Genomic DNA, 16636 nt, shown 5'->3' on the forward strand with positions numbered 1-16636 from the left:
ACCCACCGCGGTAGAGGTGGCGTCAGCGGGCGGCGAGTGTGCCGCTGTGCTTGAGGTGGCAGCTGGCCAGTGCGTCGTTGCCGGCGGCCGGGTGGCCGGGTTCGAGCAGCAGGCGCTGCACGTCCGAGAACAGCTTGTCCACCGGCATGCCGTATGGCGCGAACAGGCGCAGGCGGCCCTGGCGGTCGAACACGTAGCCACCGGCGATGTGGCTCATGGTGTAGGTATCCGGTACCTGGCCGGGCTCCTTTTCGTAGAACGCCTTGAAGTCGCTGGCCATCGCCGCCAGCTGTGCTTCGTTGCCGACCAGCGCGATTGCCTTGGGATCGAAGGCTTCCACATAGGTGCGCGCAACCTCCGGCGTATCGCGCGCCGGGTCGACGCTGACGAACACCACCTGCAGCTGGTCGGCATCCCTGCCCATCAGGTGCTTGACCTGGCTCAGCTCGACCATGGTGGTCGGGCACACGTCCGGGCAGCTGGTGAAGCCGAAGAACAGATAGGTCACCTGGCCCTGCAGGTCCTTCGGGCCACGCACGGTGCCGTGGCTGTCGGGCATCGACCACTGTTGGCCAAGTTCTTCGCAGGCAATGTCCTTGGAATAGAAGTCCATGCGCGACTGCGCACTACAGCCGGCCAGCAGGCCGAGCAGCAGGCCTGCGGCCAGCCGCAGGCCACGATGGGGGAACGCAATGCCGTTCACGGTTCGCAGGCTCAGTTGATCATCATGTGGTAGTGCATGCTCCAGATGATCCAGACCGACAGCGCGACGACGATGAACAGGATCACCAGGGTGAACACGAAGCTGGCCAGGTTCCACCCGCCTTCGGACTTGCGGTCCATGTGCAGGAAATAGACCAGCTGCACCAGGATCTGTGCCACCGCGAAGCCGACCAGCAGGAACAGCGTGAGCGGCCGCGACAGCACCGGGTTCATCACCAGCGCGAACGGCACCACGGTCAGCAGCGCGCACAGCACGAAACCGATCAGGTAGGACTTGGTGGAGCCGTGCGCATTGCCGGCGCGCGAGGTTTCGACGTGGGCCATGTCAGAAGGCTCCGATCAGGTAGACGAAGGTGAAGACGCAGATCCACACCAGGTCCAGGAAGTGCCAGAACAGGCTCAGGCACGAAACGCGGGTGATGTTGGTCGGGGTCAGGCCACGGCGGTAGACCTGGTGCATGACCACCGCCATCCAGATCAGGCCGCTGGCGACGTGCAGGCCGTGGGTGGCGACCAGCGCAAAGAACGCCGACAGGTAGGCACTGGTGCTCGGGCCTGCGCCTTCGTGGATCAGGTGCGAGAACTCGTAGATTTCCATGCCGATGAACGAGGCACCGAGCACGAAGGTCACGCCCAGCCAGCGCAGCACCGCCGACGCATCGTGGCGATGCATCGCCAGCACGGCCTGGCCGTAGGTGATGCTGGACACAAGCAGCAGGAAGGTCTCGGCCATCACGAACGGCAACGAGAACAGCTCCTTGCCGGTGGGGCCGCCGGCATAGGCGGTGCTGAGCACCGCATACGAGGCGAACAGCGAACCGAACAGCACCAGGTCGGACATGAGGTAGACCCACATGCCGAACACCTTCATGCCGCCCTGCTCGTGGCTGTGGTCGTGTTCGTGATGGTCCTCGTGCGCCTGCGTGTCGCTGGCCAGCTCGGGGCGGGTCAACAGGTTCATGCGCGTACCTCCTTCAGCTTGGCAAGGTTGGCCGCTTCAGTGCGCGCCACCTCTTCGGAACTGACGTAGTAGTCCACGTCCTCGTCGTAGGACCGCACGATCAGGGTGACGATCATCGCGATGAAGCTGGCCGCGGCCATCCACCAGATGTGCCAGACCAGGGCGAAGCACAGCACCAGGATCCAGATGTTGAGGATCACCGGTACGCCGGTGTTCTTCGGCATGTGGATCGGCGCGTACTTCTTCGGCGGCGGCGGCAGGCCGCGCTTCTTCGCTTCATGGAAGGCGTCCAGCTCGTCGGCCTTGGGCACCACGGCGAAGTTGTAGAACGGCGGCGGCGACGGCGTGGCCCATTCCAGCGTGCGTGCGTTCCACGGGTCGCCGGTCAGGTCCAGGTTGCGCTTGCGGTCGCGCACGCTCACGTAGATCTGCACCAGCATCAGGATGATGCCCGCGAACACGAACAGCGCGCCGATGAAGGCGGCGATCAGGTACGGCGTCCACGCCGGGTTGTCGTACTGGTTCATGCGGCGGGTCATGCCCATGAAGCCCAGCATATACAGCGGCATGAAGGCCAGGTAGAAGCCGATCACCCAGCACGCGAACGACCACTTGCCCAGGCGCTCGTTGAGGGTGAAGCCGAACACCTTCGGGAACCAGTACGCGAAGCCGGCCAGGTAGCCGAACAGCGCGCCACCGATGATGGTGTTGTGGAAGTGCGCAACCAGAAACAGGCTGTTGTGCAGCAGGAAGTCCGCTCCCGGAATGGCCAGCAGCACGCCGGTCATGCCACCGATGGTGAAGGTGACCAGGAAGGCAATGGTCCACAGCATCGGCACACTGAACTCAACGCGGCCACCGTACATGGTGAACAGCCAGGTAAAGATCTTCACGCCGGTGGGAATGGCGATGATCATCGTCATGATGCCGAAGAAGGCGTTGACGCTGGCACCGGAACCCATGGTGAAGAAGTGGTGCAACCAGACGATGAACGACAGGATGCCGATCGCCAGCGTTGCACCGACCATCGACTTGTAGCCGAACAGCTTCTTGCGCGCGAACGTGGCGGTGACTTCAGAGAAGATGCCGAACGCCGGCAGCACCAGGATGTACACCTCCGGATGGCCCCAGGCCCACACCAGGTTCACGTACATCATCGGGTTGCCACCCAGCGTGTTGGTGTAGAAGTTGAAGTCCAGGTAGCGGTCCAGGGTGAGCGCGCCCAGCGCCACGGTCAGGATCGGGAAGGCGGCGATGATGATCACGCTGGTGACCAGCACGGTCCAGGTGAACACCGGCATCTTCATCAGAGTCATGCCCGGCGCACGCATGCGCAGGATGGTGATGAACAGGTTGACGCCGGTCAGCAAGGTGCCGATGCCCGAGGCCTGCAATGCCCAGATGTAGTAGTCCACGCCCACGCCTGGACTGAACTCGATGCCCGACAGCGGCGGATAAGCCACCCAGCCGGTCATGGCGAATTCGCCAACGCCCAGCGAGATCATCATCAGCGCGGCGCCGACCACGAAGATCCAGAAGCTGAAGGCGTTGAGGAACGGGAACGCCATGTCGCGTGCGCCGATCTGCAGCGGCACGATGATGTTCATCAGGCCGACCACGAACGGGGTGGCCACGAAGAAGATCATGATCACGCCGTGTGCGGTGAAGATCTGGTCGTAGTGCTCCGGTGGCAGGAAGCCGTCACTGCCCGGCCCGGCCGCGGCCAGCTGCGCGCGCATCATCAGCGCGTCGGCGAAGCCACGCACCAGCATGACCAGCGCCACCACCACGTACATGATGCCGATCTTCTTGTGGTCCACGGTGGTGAACCAGTCACGCCACAGCGGGCCCCACAGCTTGAAGTACGTCACTGCGCCAAGCAGCGCGAGGCCACCCAGCACCATGGCCACCAAGGTGACCACGACGATCGGCTCGTGCAGCGGCACGGCCTCCCACGTCAATTTACCCAACATGTTCGTTACTCCTGGGAAACCTGGGCACCGCCGGCAGCGCCCGCCGGGGTAGCCGCAGCGGTGTTCTCACCGACGCCGATGAACTGGTCGATGACCTTCTTGAACAGCAACGGTTCAACACTGGAGAAGTGCTGCACCGGTGCGTTCTTCGACGGCGCGGCCAGCGCCTTGAACTGGTTGAAATCCAGCGCCTGTGGCGCGCTGCGTACCTCGGCCACCCAGCGCTCGAAGTCCTCGTTGCTGCTGGCGGTGGCAATGAACTTCATGTTCGAGAAGCCATGCCCGCTGTAGTTGCCGGACATGCCACGGAACTGGCCAGGCTCGTTGGCGATCAGGTGCAGCTGCGTGCGCATGCCCGCCATCGCGTAGATCTGCCCACCCAGCTGCGGGATGAAGAAGGTATTCATCGTCGAGTTGGAGGTGATGTTGAACGCCAGCGGGCGGTTGGCCGGGAAGTTGAGCTGGTTGACCGTGGCGATGCCCAGGTCCGGGTATACGAACACCCATTTCCAGTCGGTGGCGATCACGTCCACGTGCAGCGGTTCACCGGCCACGTCCAGCGGCTTGTACGGGTCCAGTTCGTGGGTCGACTTCCACACGATCACCGCCAGGCCGGCAATGATCAGCAGCGGCACGCCCCAGACCACGATCTCCACCTTGGTGGAGTGCGACCAGTCCGGCGTGTATTTCGCTTGGGTGTTGCCGGCGCGGAAGCGCCAGGCGAATACGAAGGTCAGCACAATGGCCGGTATCACCACGATCAGCATCAGGCCGATGCAGATCAGGATCAGGTCGCGCTGGGCGAGCCCGACCATGCCCTTCGAATCCAGCAGCACCCAGTCACAGCCCGACAGGCCGACGCAGGCCAGGGCGACCAGCGCCAGGCGGATGCGGTTCCAGCAGATATTCATTGGAGGTCAACCCTGTTGAAGAAGCGCGCTTGACCGGCTCGCCTGCGCGCAGCGCCCGGGCGTGGAGCGGCTACACTGTGGGTACGAGGTCGCCTACAAGAGGGCGAACCACTCCAATCAAGCCCATACAAAATACATCATTGTATGGAATTGTACATCTGCACGTATGGAAAAGCCTGACCGATGACGCCACCTGCCGCCGGCCGCCGCCTGAAACACCCCAATCGCACCTGGGTTCGCCCCTTCCGCGAGGGCGCAGGCCCGCTGTACCTGCAGATTGCCCAGCAGGTGCGCGAGGCGGTGGATGACGGCGTGCTGCGCCCGGGCGACCGCCTGCCGCCGCAGCGCGACCTGGCCCAGCAGGTGGGCGTGGACCTGACCACGGTTACCCGGGCGTTCGCCGAGCTGCGCCAGGCCGGCCTGCTCGACGCGCAGGGCGCCGGCGGCACCTTCATCGCGCTGTCGGCCGGCAACCGCAGCACCTCGGTGGACCTGAGCATGAACATCCCGCCGCTGCTGGGCAGTGCGCCGTTCGCGCAGGGTATGGAGGCCGGTTTCCAGCACGTGGGCCAGCAGCTGGGCCAGGGCGAACTGATGAGCTACCACGTCGGCGCCGGTACCCGCGAGGACCGCGCCGCCGCGGTGCAGTGGCTGGCGCCGATGCTGGGCACGGTGGGCGCCGACCAGGTGGTGATCTGTCCCGGTGCGCAGACCGCGCTGTGTGCACTGATCCTGGCCTGCACCCAGCCGGGCGAGCTGATTGCCGCCGAGCAGCTGACCTACCCGGGCCTGCTGGCCGCCGCGCGCGTGCTGCAGCGGGGTGTGGTGCCGGTGGCGATGGACGCCGAAGGCATGCTGCCCGATGCGCTGGAAGAAGCCTGCCAGCTGCGCCGCCCGCGCCTGCTGTACCTGGTACCGACCATCCAGAACCCGACCACGGCAACGATGTCGGCACAACGCCGGCAGGCCCTGTTGGCGGTCGCCAAGCGCCACGATCTGACCGTGATCGAAGACGATCCCTACTGGTTGCTGGCCGGGGACGCCGCACCGCCGCTGGCCGCCCACCGCGACGCCGGCTGCCCGGTGTATTACATCTCCACCCTGTCCAAGTGCCTGGCACCGGGCCTGCGCACCGCCTACCTGGTGGTGCCGGCCGGCGAACCGATGGAACCGGTGCTGGACGCCCTGCGTGCGATCGCGCTGATGCCGACCCAGTCGATGGTGGCGGTGGCCTCGCAGTGGATCCGCAGCGGCAAGGCCCAGGACATGGTGCAGCGCTTCCAGCAGGAGCTGCGCGAGCGCCAGGCGATTGCTGCGCAGTACTTGCCGTCCCGTGCCCAGGCCCATCCGGCCGGCCTGCATGTGTGGCTGCCGCTGCCGCCACGGCTGGACCAGTACCGGCTGATCCAGGCCGCGCAGGAACAGGGGCTGGGCATCGCCAGTTCCGACGCCTTCAGCGTGGAAGAACCGCCTCCGGGCAACGCGATCCGCCTGTCACTGGGCGGCGCGGTCGACCAGGGCGCGCTGGCCGGGGCCCTGGCCAAGCTGAATGAAATCCTGTCTGAAGCCCCCGAGGCCCGGCACAACGCCATCGTCTGAACCGGACGCATGGCCCCACATCCATACAAAATGATATTTTGTATGCAATGTATGGATGAAGGGACGTGCCTCGATGCGCGCGGAGAAACTGAAGTTCCACCTGGTGATGGCCGGCTGCGGTGGCTTTGTGGGGTTGATGCTGGCTGTGCTGGCCTGGGTCTGCCTGCAGCCGCAGACCGTGGATGTGCAGGCCGCCGAACGCCACGCCATCGAGCAATGCGTGCAGCGCAGCGAGGATCCGTCGCGTAGCGAGATCCAGCGCCGGGCGCAGGCCGATTCCTGCCGCGAGATGCGCAAGCAGTACGTACACAAGTTCGGCGGGGACGCGTCCTGATGGGCGCAGCCGCGCCGCGTCGCCGCTGGTTGCTGCCGACGATGATCGCCCTCGCCTGCCTGTTCATGGCCGGCGTGGCGGCGGCGCTGTGGCAGTACTTCGGCTACAGCGCGCAGTCCACGTTCACCGAACAGGCCATCGTCTTCGACGACTCGCAGCTGCGCCTGCCGGCCGATCTGGCCGGTAATACCGGCCGCATCCGCGTGGTGCATTTCTGGGACCCGGCCTGCGGCGTGTGCAACCGCGAGACTGGTGCGCACCTGAGCTACCTGATCAGCATGTACCGCCGCGCCGGCATCGACTTCTACGCGATCCGTCGCCCTGGCACGCAGGGCGAACTGCCCGAGCCGCTGCGCAACAAGGTGATCAACCTGCCGACCATCGATGGCATCGAGCACATTCCGGCCAGCCCTGCCGTGGCGATCTGGGACCGGCAGGGCCATCTGGCCTACGCCGGGCCGTACAGCATCGGCATGGTCTGCAACTCGGCCAACAGTTTCGTCGAACCGCTGCTGGACAGACTGGTGCGCGGCGAATCCGTGCGCCCGAAAGGACTGCTTGCCGTGGGCTGTTACTGCCCGTGGCAGGCCAAGCGCTGAGGACGCGCAATGACATCACTGGCTCTGGGTGGCGTGGCCGCCGCAAACAACAACGGCGGTCACCTGTCCGAACCGACCGATGGTTATGGACAGGCTCCCGCCGTTGGAAGCAACGATACGCCCCGACATGCTCCGTACATGCCGCGACCGGATGTCGCAGCGCGCGAATGGATGCAGGACGTGCTCGCGCACAACGGGCCGATCTATCTGCGCATCGTCAATTCGCTGGAGCGCACGGTGCGTCGCGGTGGTCTTGCACCGGGGCAGCGCCTTCCCTCGCAGCGCGCGTTGGCGCAGCAGCTCGGCGTCGACCTGACCACGGTAACGCGGGCATTCGATGAAGCGCGCAAGCGCGGCCTGATCGAAGCGCGTGGGCCACAAGGCAGTTTCATCGCACCACCCAAGGCTGGCTTCGACCAGGTGGTGGACCTGAGCATGAACGTGCCACCGGTACCCGATGCCGACGCGCTGGCCGAGACCCTGCGCCGCGGCGCCGCCGCCGTGCTTGCGCGCAGCAATGCACCGAACCTGATGACCTACCACCTGGGCGGCGGTAACCCGACCGACCGCCATGCGGCAGCGCGCTGGCTGCAACCGATGCTGGGCACGGTGGACGATGCCTGCCTGCTACTGACCGAAGGCGCCCAGGTGGCGCTGGCCGCGATCCTGCTCAGCCAGGGCCGCGATGGCGACGCGATCCTGTGCGATGCGCTGGTCTATCCGGGCCTGCTGCAGGCCGCAGCGGCGCTTGGCCGGCGGCTGTTGCCGGTGGACTGCGACGAACACGGCATGTGCCCTGAAGCGCTGCTGCAGCAGGCACGCGGGAGTGGCGCGCGGCTGCTCTATCTCAACCCCACCTGCCAGAACCCGACCGCGCTAACGTTGCCGTTGCAGCGGCGCGAAGCGCTGGCGCGTGTGCTGGAGAGTGAAGGCCTACTGGCGATCGAGGATGATCCGTACTGGCACCTTGCCGAAGAGGCGCCGGTACCCCTGGCGATGCTGGCACCGCGCCACGTGTTCCATGTGGCGACGCTGTCGAAGGTGATCAGCCCGGGCCTGCGCACCGCCTTCGTGCGCTGCCCGAGTGCCGCGCATGCCGAGGCGATGACCGCCGCGCTGCGGGCGACGCGGCTGATGGGCCATCCATTGGTGTCGGCGCTGGCCAGCCAACTGTTGCTGGATGGTTCGGCACAATCGCTGCTGGCGCAGGTGCGTGCCGAGGCGCGCGAGCGCGTGCGCATGGCCCGCTGCCTGCTGGCGCCGTCGCTGCTGCTGCGCGCCGAAGGCCTGCACGCCTGGTGCAGGGTACCAGCGCCATGGACCGACGCCACGCTGGTGCGTACCGCGCAGCTGCAGGGGCTGGCCATCGCTCCTTCATCGGCGTTCTGTCCGCCCGGGGTGCAGCATCAGCACGGCGTGCGGCTGTCGTTGGGGCTGGCGGCGGACCGACGGCAGCTGGAGAGCGCGTTGCGGCGGATTGACCGGTTGTTGTTGTCGGACGCGCTGCCGGCACTACCCCAATGCCACCAGCGCCTGTACCAGCACATCCATCTGCGCCGGCCGGGTGAACACCGACGGTGTCACCCGCACGCAGGCACCCGACTCCAGGCCATCGCGATGGGTGGTGAAGATCCGATGCTCATCCAGCAAGCGCTTCTGCAGTGCCTGATTCTGTTCTACCGAGGTGTGGCCGCGCAGGCGGAAGCTGGCCAATGCGCTGGCCAGCGCCGGATCAGGCGACGACAGCACTTCGATATGCGCCATCTGCCGCGCAGGCACGGTCCAGCGCTCGCGCAGGTAGCGCAGGCGCGCCTGCTTGTTGGCTGCGCCGATGCGCTGGTGCAGCGCGATCGCTTCCGGCAGCGCCAGGTAAGCGGCGAAGTTGACCGTACCGGTGTGCACACGGCTGCCCACGCGGCCATCGTCGGTCTCGCCCATGTACGGGTCCAGGTCCGCAACGCGGCCCTTGCGCACATACATCGCGCCGACGCCGACCGGCGCACCGATCCACTTATGCAGGTTGATGCCGACGAAATCAGACTTCAGCTGCGGCACCGCGTAGTCGATCTGGCCAAACCCGTGTGCTGCATCAACGATCACGTCGATGCCGCGTGCGCGCGCACGTTCAGCGATTTCGGCCACCGGCAGCACCAGCCCATGGCGATGGCTGACCTGGGTCAGCAGCACCAGTTTCAGGCGTGGCAGCCGCGCGAACGCGGCCTCGTAGGCCTGCAGGATCTGCGCATGGTCGGGCACGGCCGGCAGCGCGATGCGCTCGACCTGCACGCCGCGGCGCTGCTGCAGCCAGCGCATCGCGCCGATCATGCTGTCGTAGTCGATGTCGGCGTACAGCACCTGGTCGCCAGGCTGCAGGCGGTTGTAGCCGCCGATCAGCGCCAGCATCGCCTCGGTGGCACCGCGGGTGAGTGCGATCTCGTCGGCGCCCACGCCCAGCAGTTCGGCCACCTGCCGCTGCACCGCCATGTACTGCGCCGGGAACGCATGACGGCCATACCAGGCATTGCCTCGGTTCACTTCAGCGGTGTGGCGCTGGTAGCTGGCCAGCGTCTCGCGGCCCATCGCGCCCCAGTAGCCGTTCTCCAGATGGTTCACTTCGTCGGTGACATCGAAGTGGCTGGCCACGGCGGCCCAGTAGTTTTCATCGCGGGCCAGCACGTCCGGCGCCACGGTCGTTGCGGGAATCTGCATGGACGCAGCGTAACGCGTGGCAGCCATGGCCGGCAGTGAAGAAAGTGCGGCTGCGGCCGGCAGCAAGGCGCCGGCACGCAACAGGGAGCGGCGGGCCGGGTCCATCAGAAGCTCAGCCGGTACTGTGCGTACAGGTTGGCACCGTCGGTGTCGTATGGCGCGTTGCGCGAGTAGACCAGGCCGCGACTGGCCTGGAAGGTGGCTTCGTCCGGATAGCGGTCGAATACGTTGTCGGCACCGACGCGCAGGCTGTGATGTTCGTTGATGCGATAGCCAACGGCCAGGTCGAGGAAGCTCATCGCGCCGAAGCGCTGGTAGATATCGCCCACTGCATTGCCGCTGGAATCGGTCCAGGCGCCGTAGTAGCGCATGCGTGCCATCAGCGACCAGGCGCCGATGTCCCAGCTGCCGGTCAGGCTGCCCTTGTGCTCGGGCAGGCGATCCTCGAACAGCACGCGCTGGGTCTCGTTGGTGGCCACCGAGGTGCTGCCATTGTCCACGCGGGTGCGGTTGTAGTTGTAGGCCAGGGTCAGCGTCATGCGGCCGGCGCCGAGGTCGCGCAGGTAGTTGCCGACCACGTCCACCCCGGTGGTGGTGGTATCGAAGTCGTTGGTGAAATAGTTCACCGAGGTATAGCCCAGCGGATTGGGCGTACCGGCCGGAATGGCGAAACTGGCCGACTGGCTGAAGCGGTCGCTGAGCTTGATCTGGTAGACATCCACCGAGCCGGACAGGCCCAGGTCGGTGCGCCAGGTCAGGCCCAGCGACGCGGTACGCGATTGTTCCGGCTTCAGCGGCCTGGCGCCGAGCAGCTGCGCCAGCGGATCGTTCGGCGACAGGCGGCCACTGGTGAAGATCTGCAGCGTGCGCGTATCCAACCCCTGGGTGGTGCTGGTGGTGTTGAGCTGCGCCGGCGTCGGTGCACGGAAGCCGCTGGACACGGTGCCGCGCAGGGCCACGTCCGGGGTGATCGCGAAGCGCGCCGAGAGCTTGCCGTCCAGCGTGCTGCCGAAGCTGGAGAAGTCCTCGTAGCGGCCGGCCGCACCGATGCTCCAGCGCTCGCCCAGCGGCACTTCCATGTCCACGTAGGCGGCCCTGCTGCGCTGGCTCCACTGCCCGGCCTGGCTGGCCGAGAAGCCGGGCGCGCCATTGGAATTTGCCTCCAGGCCTGCAGCCGCGCCAGGACCCACGGCGTACGAGGCGGGGTCACCGGCACGCACCTGATAGGTCTCCTGGCGGAACTCGCCACCGAAGGCGACGTTGATCGGCTGGGACAGCGCGGCCACGTCCCATTCGTAGTTGAAGTCGGCGTTGGCGTTCTTTTCGGTCTGGGTCAGGCGGCCAAGATCGAACGCGGTCGGGCTGGCCGGGCCGAGCGAAGCGTTGATGGAGTTCTTCAGGCTGTAGTCGATGGCGTTGCGGCCATACGACGCGCTGACATCCCAGCGTAGCTTCGGCGTGATCTCGCCACGCAGGCCGACGACCAGCTGCAGGTCGTTCTGCGTGTTGCCGTACTGCGGGCTGAAGCCCACCGGATAGATCGAACGCAGGTTCCAGCCCGGGAAGATCGCCGTGGTGCGGTAGGCGCCGGTGGTGGTGTCCGGGTTGCGCCAGTTGAAATCGCTGACACCATCGCTGTGGCTGTACAGGCCGAACGCATACAGCTCCAGCGTGTCGTTGGCATGGGCCTTCACGTTGAAGCCGACGCGGCGGCTTTCCAGTTCCGGCTGGCCCCAGCGCTGCACCGGATTGGGCACGTCCAGCTCCGGATGTGCAGCCTGGAAGGCGATCGCATCCGGGCGCTGGCGCGTGCGCGAGGTGGCGTCTGAGTTGGACGATTCGGCGAACAGCACCAGGCTGCCATAGTCGCCCAGCGACCAGCCGGTGCGCGCACTGAAATCGCGCGAGGCACCGTCGCCCTGCGCGTACTGCGAATAGCCGGCGGTGATCTCGGTGCCGGGCCCCTCTTCGAGGATGATGTTGATGACACCGGCGATGGCATCCGAGCCGTACTGCGCCGACGCGCCATCACGCAGCACCTCGATGCGCTTGATCGCGCTGGTGGGAATCTGTGCCAGATCAGCCGCCTGCGCACCGCGGTTGCCGAGCAGCGCGCTGCGATGGAAGCGGCGACCGTTGACCAGCACCAGGGTCTGGTCCGGCGACAGGCCACGCAGCGTGGCCGGACGCACGAACACCTGGCCGTCCGCCATCGGCAGGCGCTGCACCACGAACGACGGCACCAGCTGGGCCAGCACGTCCTTCAGGTCGGTGGATTCGACGGACGTGATGTCTTCCTTGCTGAACACGTCCACCGGCGCCAGCGTTTCGAACTGGGTGCGGTTGGACGCGCGGGTACCGGTGACCAGCATCGCGTCGAGCTGGGTGGGCGCGGCGCGGCTGCCGCCGGCGGCATCGACCGCATCGGCTTCCGCTGCGATCGCGCCTCCTGCGCTGGCCATGGAAAGGGCAAGGAGGATGGAACGCGAAAGCTTCGAACGATGCACGGCAGGGCTCCGGGAGGACGCGACAGGGCCAGCACCTGTGCGCACACAACAGGCCTGGACAAGGCGCGCAGTCTCGGCGCGATGTGTGAAGGAGGCATGACGTCAGTACGACAGCTTGAATCCGCACAGGCGCAAGAACTGCTAAACGCCGCGCCTGCCGATCCGCTACTGTGCCGGCATTGGATCCGGGGAACGGCAGGATGAGCGCGGCAGGCAAGGCGTTGTGGTACATCGAAACCCATGCGGACCAGCCCTTGGCGCTGGCCGACATTGCCGCTGCGGCCGGCCTGTCGCCGTTTCATCTGTCACGTCTGTTCCAGGCCCGCACCGGCACCCCGGTGGTGCGCTACCTGCGCGGGCGCCGCCTGACCGCTGCCGCGCAGCAGTTGGCCAACGGCGCCAACGACATCCTGCAGGTGGCGCTGGGTGCCGGCTATACCACCCATGCAGCCTTCACGCGTGCCTTCAGCGAACAGTTCGGACAGACGCCGGAGCGCGTACGCGAACAGGGCACCGATGGGCTGGCGCTGGTGCAGGCGATCCGCGTGGACGAGGCCCCGTCCGCCTGCATTGAAGCGCCCCGCCTGCTTGAGACGCCCGCGTTCCAGGTGGCCGGCATCGGCATGCGGCATACCCGCGACAGTGGTGGCGCGATTCCTGGCCAGTGGGCGCAGCTCAACCGCGAATGGCCGATGCCGGCGCCGATCAGCTTCGGCGTGTGCTGCAACAGTGATGACGATGGTGGCTTCGACTACATTGCGGCACTACCGGCAAGCACGGTGCCGAGCGTGCCTGCGCACTGGCGACGCGTGGACATTCCGGCGCGCCGCTACCTGGTGGCTTGGCACGGCGGACACATCTCGGCCATCCGCTCGACCTGGTTCTGGTTGCTGGATCATTATCTCCCTGCGTCCAACCTGAGCCTTGCCGATGCGCCGGACCTGGAGCGCTACGACGCCCGGTTCGACGAGCACAGCGGCAACGGCGGCGTGGAGATCTGGCTGCCCGTCGACGACCGTCACCACTGACAAGGAGTTGAAGATGCGCATGACCGCTGCTGTGCTGGGAGGAATGCTGCTGGCGTTCGCGAGCGTCGGCGCCGCCCGCGAAAGCGGCGTCGCCGGCGAGCGCCACGGCACGACGACGCTGGCCAGCGCCGCCGTGCGCGACGCAGAGCACCGTGACGCGCTGCGCTACACGGTCTGGTATCCGGCACCTGCAGGCAGCCGGGAAACCGCGCTGACCATCGGTCCACCCGACGCGCCGCTGTTCGACGTCGGCCGGTCGTCCAGGGATGCGCCGGTCGCCGGTGATCGCCTGCCGACCTTGCTGCTCTCCCATGGCAACGGCGGCAGCGCGCGCATGATGGGCTGGCTGGGCACCGCGTTGGCGCGGGCAGGCTATCTGGTGATCGCAGTCGATCATCCGGGCAACAACGGCGTTGACAGCATGACCCTGCCCGGCAGCGTACTGATCTGGCTGCGCGCCGATGACCTGCGTGCCGCACTGGCGGCTGTGCAGGCCGATCCGGTGCTGGGCCCGCATGTCGATCCTGAGCGCCTGGGGGTCGCCGGATTCTCGGCCGGCGGCTACACCGCACTGGTGGCGGCCGGTGCGCGACCGGACCTGCAGCGACTGCTGGCCTTCTGCACGGCGCATCCGGATGACGGCGTCTGCCGGCCCCAGCAGGAAGCGGCCACGCACACGATGGAGGCGCGTGTTGCCGCTGCGGCGTCGCCCGAGCTGTCGCCGTGGATGTCCCACGCCAACGACGCTCGCGCCATTCCCGGCGTGCGCGCGGTGTTCCTGCTGGCACCGGCAATCGTGCAGGCCTTTGCGCCCGAGCAGCTCTCCTCGCTGGAACAGCCCGTGTCGATCGTACTGGGCGAGGCTGACACGGTTGCGCCACCGCAGAGCAATGGCGAGGCTGCGCGTGCGGTGATTGCGGGCGCTGCACTGCAGGCGCTGCCCGGTGTCGGCCATTACGATTTCCTCGCCGCATGCACCCCGACCGGACAGCGGCGGCTGCAGGACCTGTGCAGGACGTCGGTGCCGAAGGCGCAGACCCACGCGCAGGCAGTGGACGCAGCAATACGATTCTTCAACCATTCACTGCGCTAGTGGCCGCCGGGCAGGCCCCAGCGTTACAGTGAGCGCGTCCATGGAGAATCGGTCATGCGCCTGCTTCACCTCACCCTGCCGGTGTCCGACGTCGCCACCGTCGCCGCGTATTTCCACGATGTGCTGCAGCAGCGCGTGGTCGGCAACCATGTGCACATCGGCTGGAGCACGATCGAACTGCAGGCGGCGGGTGATCACCCCATCGGTGGCGTGCACCTGGCCTTCAACGTACCGGACAACCGCTTCAGCGAGGCGATGGCCTGGTTGCGCGAACGTACCCCGCTGCAACGTAATCCTGAGGGCCTGGATTACTTTGCGCTGGAGAGCAGCTGGCAGTCGCAGTCGGTGTACTTCACCGGTCCCGACGGCCTGATCCTCGAGTTGATCGGCCGGCGCCGTCTGCCAGTCAGCACGCGCGCAGGCGCTTTCCATGGCAGCGAGCTGACCTGCCTGAGCGAGGTTGGCCTGCCCAGCCACGATGTCGATGCGGTGCGCGAACAGTCCAGCCAGCGCTTCGGCCTGCAGCCGATCAGCCCGCCTTCGCCGCAGTTCGCACCGGTGGGCGACGACGAGGGCCTGCTGATCATCGTCGCCGCCGACCGTCGTTGGTTCCCCGAGCAGAAAGACCTGCCCAATGCGCAGGGCGTGCAGCTGCAGATGGGTGATGTGAGCGGCAGCGGCGAGCTGCGCGATGCGACGCTGGGCTGGCGGGTGTGGGCGGCCTGAGCTACCAGCTGCCCGAAGCGCCGCCACCGCCGCTGCGACCACCGCCACCGGACCAGCCGCCGGAACTGCTCGAGGACGAACTCGACGACGAGGTGCTGGACGAGGAACGGTAGCCTTGGGACGACCTTTGTCCGCTGCGTGCTTTTTCGCCGGGCAGCAGGGTGAACACCCAGATGAAGTACAGGAACAGCGTGCTTGCGCAGGACACGATCGTCGCCAAAACGCGTGCGTTCTCGTCGCCGGCCCGGTCGATGGCCAGCAGCGCGCCCAGCGCATAGCCGCCGGTCAACAGCACCAGCACCACCAGGCGCACGGCGAAGCTGTTGCGGTTCTTCCGCCAGCGCGCGCGGCCGGCCTGCACCAGGAAGAACACCAGCATGGCGGCAATGGCGACCGCCAGGTTGAGCAACGTGTGCAGGGCAAGGCTGGGCGGCAACTGACCACGGACCAGCATCACCATGAAGAAACCGATACTGACGGCCAACATGCCGGACAGCACGATGCGCACACCACGGCTGCGACGCCAGCACCACCCCAGCAGCGCCGCCACCGGTACGGCCGGTAACAGCACGAAGAACAGCGCAGGCAGCACATGCCGCGGCAGCAGCAGCGTCGCCGAAACCAACCCAGCGGCCATCACCGCCGTTACCAGCAACGGCCTGCCCCAGGCAGGCAAGGTCGGCCAATTCGGCCTGGGCACTGCCGCATTGGCTGCCAGTGCCTTGCGCCGCCGCTCACGGCGTTTACCGCTGGACTCGGCCTCGGTCCTGATGGCCAGCAGGCGCGGCGGTGATCGCCACAGACCGGCCAGGAACCCCACCAGCAACGTCAGGGCAACGACCGAATCCCCTGTACGCCAATCCGCTGGCAACAGGTTGCGTGCGGATGAATCCTGCTCGGGCGGCAGCGGCTCGCCATCGATCAGCGCCACCAGCACCTTGCTGCCGTCCAGCATGCCCCGGTCCAGGTCTCCTTCGCGCAGGCGCGGCACGATCGCTTTGTCGATGATGCGCGCGGCATAGGCATCGGGAATGGTGCCTTCCAGGCCATAGCCGGTCTGGATGCGTACGCGCCTGTCCTGCACCGCCACCAGCAGCAACACCCCGTCATCGACACCGGCGCGGCCCAGCTGCCACTGGTCGAAGACACGCTGTGCAAAGGCTTCGATGCCGTCATCGCCAACACTGGGCACCACCAGCACCTGCAGTTGCGCGCCTTTGCGTGCCTGCAGCTGCAATGCCTGCTCGCGCAGCGTTGCGCGGGTGCTGGCGGACAGCGCGTTGGCGGTGTCCACCACCGGGTCGTCCAGCGCAGGAATCGGGACCGCCGCCAGCACTGGCAGTGGCAACAGCCAGAGCAGCAGTGCCAGCCCTCCCCACTGCCATGCGTTGCGCCACCGCAGCACCCGGCTCATGTGGACGCCGTGCCTTGCAATGGCGGCGTGCTGTGCATCATGCGAAACGGCATCCGTGT

14 protein-coding genes and 1 pseudogene are annotated in these 16636 nt (G+C 66.8%); 7 read left to right on the forward strand and 8 right to left on the reverse strand.

Annotated elements, in window-relative coordinates:
* Positions 1 to 22: 22 nt before the first annotated feature.
* From ACM0O9_RS14780 to cyoA, 5 genes are read right to left on the reverse strand one after another with little or no spacing between them, the layout of a single operon-like run.
* Positions 23 to 703: an SCO family protein gene (locus ACM0O9_RS14780; RefSeq protein ID WP_065179386.1), complete on the reverse strand. Its 681-nt coding sequence runs from the start codon at positions 701 to 703 to the stop codon at positions 23 to 25.
* 11 nt (positions 704 to 714) lie between these two features.
* Entirely contained in the window at positions 715 to 1047 is a 333-nt protein-coding gene (gene cyoD, locus ACM0O9_RS14785; protein ID WP_006399830.1) for a cytochrome o ubiquinol oxidase subunit IV, read from the reverse strand.
* 1 nt (position 1048) lies between these two features.
* Positions 1049 to 1684: a cytochrome o ubiquinol oxidase subunit III gene (gene cyoC, locus ACM0O9_RS14790; RefSeq protein WP_005420033.1), complete on the reverse strand. Its 636-nt coding sequence runs from the start codon at positions 1682 to 1684 to the stop codon at positions 1049 to 1051.
* Positions 1681 to 3657, reverse strand: coding sequence for a cytochrome o ubiquinol oxidase subunit I (gene cyoB / locus ACM0O9_RS14795; RefSeq protein ID WP_065197203.1), 1977 nt, complete (start codon positions 3655 to 3657; stop codon positions 1681 to 1683). The genes cyoC and cyoB overlap by 4 nt, the downstream gene beginning before the upstream one ends.
* A 5-nt stretch (positions 3658 to 3662) precedes the next feature.
* Positions 3663 to 4568 carry a ubiquinol oxidase subunit II gene (gene cyoA / locus ACM0O9_RS14800; protein ID WP_095378935.1) on the reverse strand — a complete coding sequence of 302 codons (906 nt, stop codon included), beginning with the start codon at positions 4566 to 4568 and terminating at the stop codon, positions 3663 to 3665.
* Between the two features lie 183 nt (positions 4569 to 4751).
* Between cyoA and ACM0O9_RS14805 the strand changes: the two genes are divergently transcribed.
* From ACM0O9_RS14805 to ACM0O9_RS14820, 4 genes and pseudogenes are all read left to right on the forward strand, one after another.
* Entirely contained in the window at positions 4752 to 6167 is a 1416-nt protein-coding gene (locus ACM0O9_RS14805; RefSeq protein ID WP_065179383.1) for an aminotransferase-like domain-containing protein, read from the forward strand.
* Between the two features lie 55 nt (positions 6168 to 6222).
* Positions 6223 to 6501 carry a hypothetical protein gene (locus ACM0O9_RS14810; protein WP_414603673.1) on the forward strand — a complete coding sequence of 93 codons (279 nt, stop codon included), beginning with the start codon at positions 6223 to 6225 and terminating at the stop codon, positions 6499 to 6501.
* Entirely contained in the window at positions 6501 to 7100 is a 600-nt protein-coding gene (locus tag ACM0O9_RS14815) for a DUF6436 domain-containing protein (RefSeq protein WP_053497371.1), read from the forward strand. Before ACM0O9_RS14810 ends, ACM0O9_RS14815 begins: the two co-directional genes overlap by 1 nt.
* 9 nt (positions 7101 to 7109) lie before the next feature.
* A pseudogene (locus tag ACM0O9_RS14820) lies at positions 7110 to 8615 on the forward strand (aminotransferase-like domain-containing protein); the annotation flags it as partial.
* On the opposite strand, the gene ACM0O9_RS14825 reads toward ACM0O9_RS14820, so the two are convergent.
* Both ACM0O9_RS14825 and ACM0O9_RS14830 read right to left on the reverse strand, forming a co-directional pair.
* Positions 8613 to 9914, reverse strand: coding sequence for an aminotransferase class V-fold PLP-dependent enzyme (locus ACM0O9_RS14825; RefSeq protein WP_065186576.1), 1302 nt, complete (start codon positions 9912 to 9914; stop codon positions 8613 to 8615). The pseudogene ACM0O9_RS14820 and the gene ACM0O9_RS14825 sit on opposite strands and share 3 nt — an antisense overlap.
* Entirely contained in the window at positions 9914 to 12316 is a 2403-nt protein-coding gene (locus ACM0O9_RS14830) for a TonB-dependent receptor plug domain-containing protein (RefSeq protein ID WP_414603672.1), read from the reverse strand. Before ACM0O9_RS14830 ends, ACM0O9_RS14825 begins: the two co-directional genes overlap by 1 nt.
* Positions 12317 to 12516: 200 nt before the next feature.
* Between ACM0O9_RS14830 and ACM0O9_RS14835 the strand changes: the two genes are divergently transcribed.
* The 3 genes from ACM0O9_RS14835 to ACM0O9_RS14845 are packed head-to-tail and all read left to right on the forward strand — an operon-like array spanning position 12517 to position 15163.
* Positions 12517 to 13344 (forward strand): AraC family transcriptional regulator, encoded by an 828-nt coding sequence (locus tag ACM0O9_RS14835; RefSeq protein ID WP_065186578.1) that lies wholly within the window; start codon positions 12517 to 12519, stop codon positions 13342 to 13344.
* A gap of 13 nt (positions 13345 to 13357) precedes the next feature.
* Positions 13358 to 14437, forward strand: a complete 1080-nt coding sequence (locus tag ACM0O9_RS14840) for an alpha/beta hydrolase family protein (protein ID WP_065197209.1) — start codon at positions 13358 to 13360, stop codon at positions 14435 to 14437.
* A 54-nt stretch (positions 14438 to 14491) separates the two neighbouring features.
* The gene (locus ACM0O9_RS14845; protein WP_139727902.1) at positions 14492 to 15163 is read left to right on the forward strand and encodes a VOC family protein; all 672 of its coding nucleotides are present in this window, start codon (positions 14492 to 14494) and stop codon (positions 15161 to 15163) included.
* A 1-nt stretch (position 15164) separates the two neighbouring features.
* Here the strand turns inward: ACM0O9_RS14845 and ACM0O9_RS14850 are convergent, their stop codons facing one another.
* Positions 15165 to 16577, reverse strand: coding sequence for a TPM domain-containing protein (locus ACM0O9_RS14850; RefSeq protein WP_065179379.1), 1413 nt, complete (start codon positions 16575 to 16577; stop codon positions 15165 to 15167).
* Positions 16578 to 16636: the final 59 nt, after the last annotated feature.

Source organism: Stenotrophomonas sp. FR012, assembly GCF_047520565.2.
GTDB lineage: Bacteria > Pseudomonadota > Gammaproteobacteria > Xanthomonadales > Xanthomonadaceae > Stenotrophomonas > Stenotrophomonas sepilia.

Bases quoted from the DNA above. Each gene is read 5' to 3' on its own strand.
- ACM0O9_RS14850 (WP_065179379.1), bottom strand. From the start codon at position 16,577: ATGAGCCGGGTGCTGCGGTGGCGCAACGCATGGCAGTGGGGAGGGCTG.
- ACM0O9_RS14835 (WP_065186578.1), top strand. From the start codon at position 12,517: ATGAGCGCGGCAGGCAAGGCGTTGTGGTACATCGAAACCCATGCGGAC.
- ACM0O9_RS14825 (WP_065186576.1), bottom strand. From the start codon at position 9,914: ATGGACCCGGCCCGCCGCTCCCTGTTGCGTGCCGGCGCCTTGCTGCCG.
- ACM0O9_RS14810 (WP_414603673.1), top strand. From the start codon at position 6,223: ATGAAGGGACGTGCCTCGATGCGCGCGGAGAAACTGAAGTTCCACCTG.
- cyoC (WP_005420033.1), bottom strand. From the start codon at position 1,684: ATGAACCTGTTGACCCGCCCCGAGCTGGCCAGCGACACGCAGGCGCAC.
- cyoB (WP_065197203.1), bottom strand. From the start codon at position 3,657: ATGTTGGGTAAATTGACGTGGGAGGCCGTGCCGCTGCACGAGCCGATC.
- ACM0O9_RS14845 (WP_139727902.1), top strand. From the start codon at position 14,492: ATGCGCCTGCTTCACCTCACCCTGCCGGTGTCCGACGTCGCCACCGTC.
- cyoD (WP_006399830.1), bottom strand. From the start codon at position 1,047: ATGGCCCACGTCGAAACCTCGCGCGCCGGCAATGCGCACGGCTCCACC.
- ACM0O9_RS14840 (WP_065197209.1), top strand. From the start codon at position 13,358: ATGCGCATGACCGCTGCTGTGCTGGGAGGAATGCTGCTGGCGTTCGCG.
- ACM0O9_RS14815 (WP_053497371.1), top strand. From the start codon at position 6,501: ATGGGCGCAGCCGCGCCGCGTCGCCGCTGGTTGCTGCCGACGATGATC.
- cyoA (WP_095378935.1), bottom strand. From the start codon at position 4,568: ATGAATATCTGCTGGAACCGCATCCGCCTGGCGCTGGTCGCCCTGGCC.
- ACM0O9_RS14805 (WP_065179383.1), top strand. From the start codon at position 4,752: ATGACGCCACCTGCCGCCGGCCGCCGCCTGAAACACCCCAATCGCACC.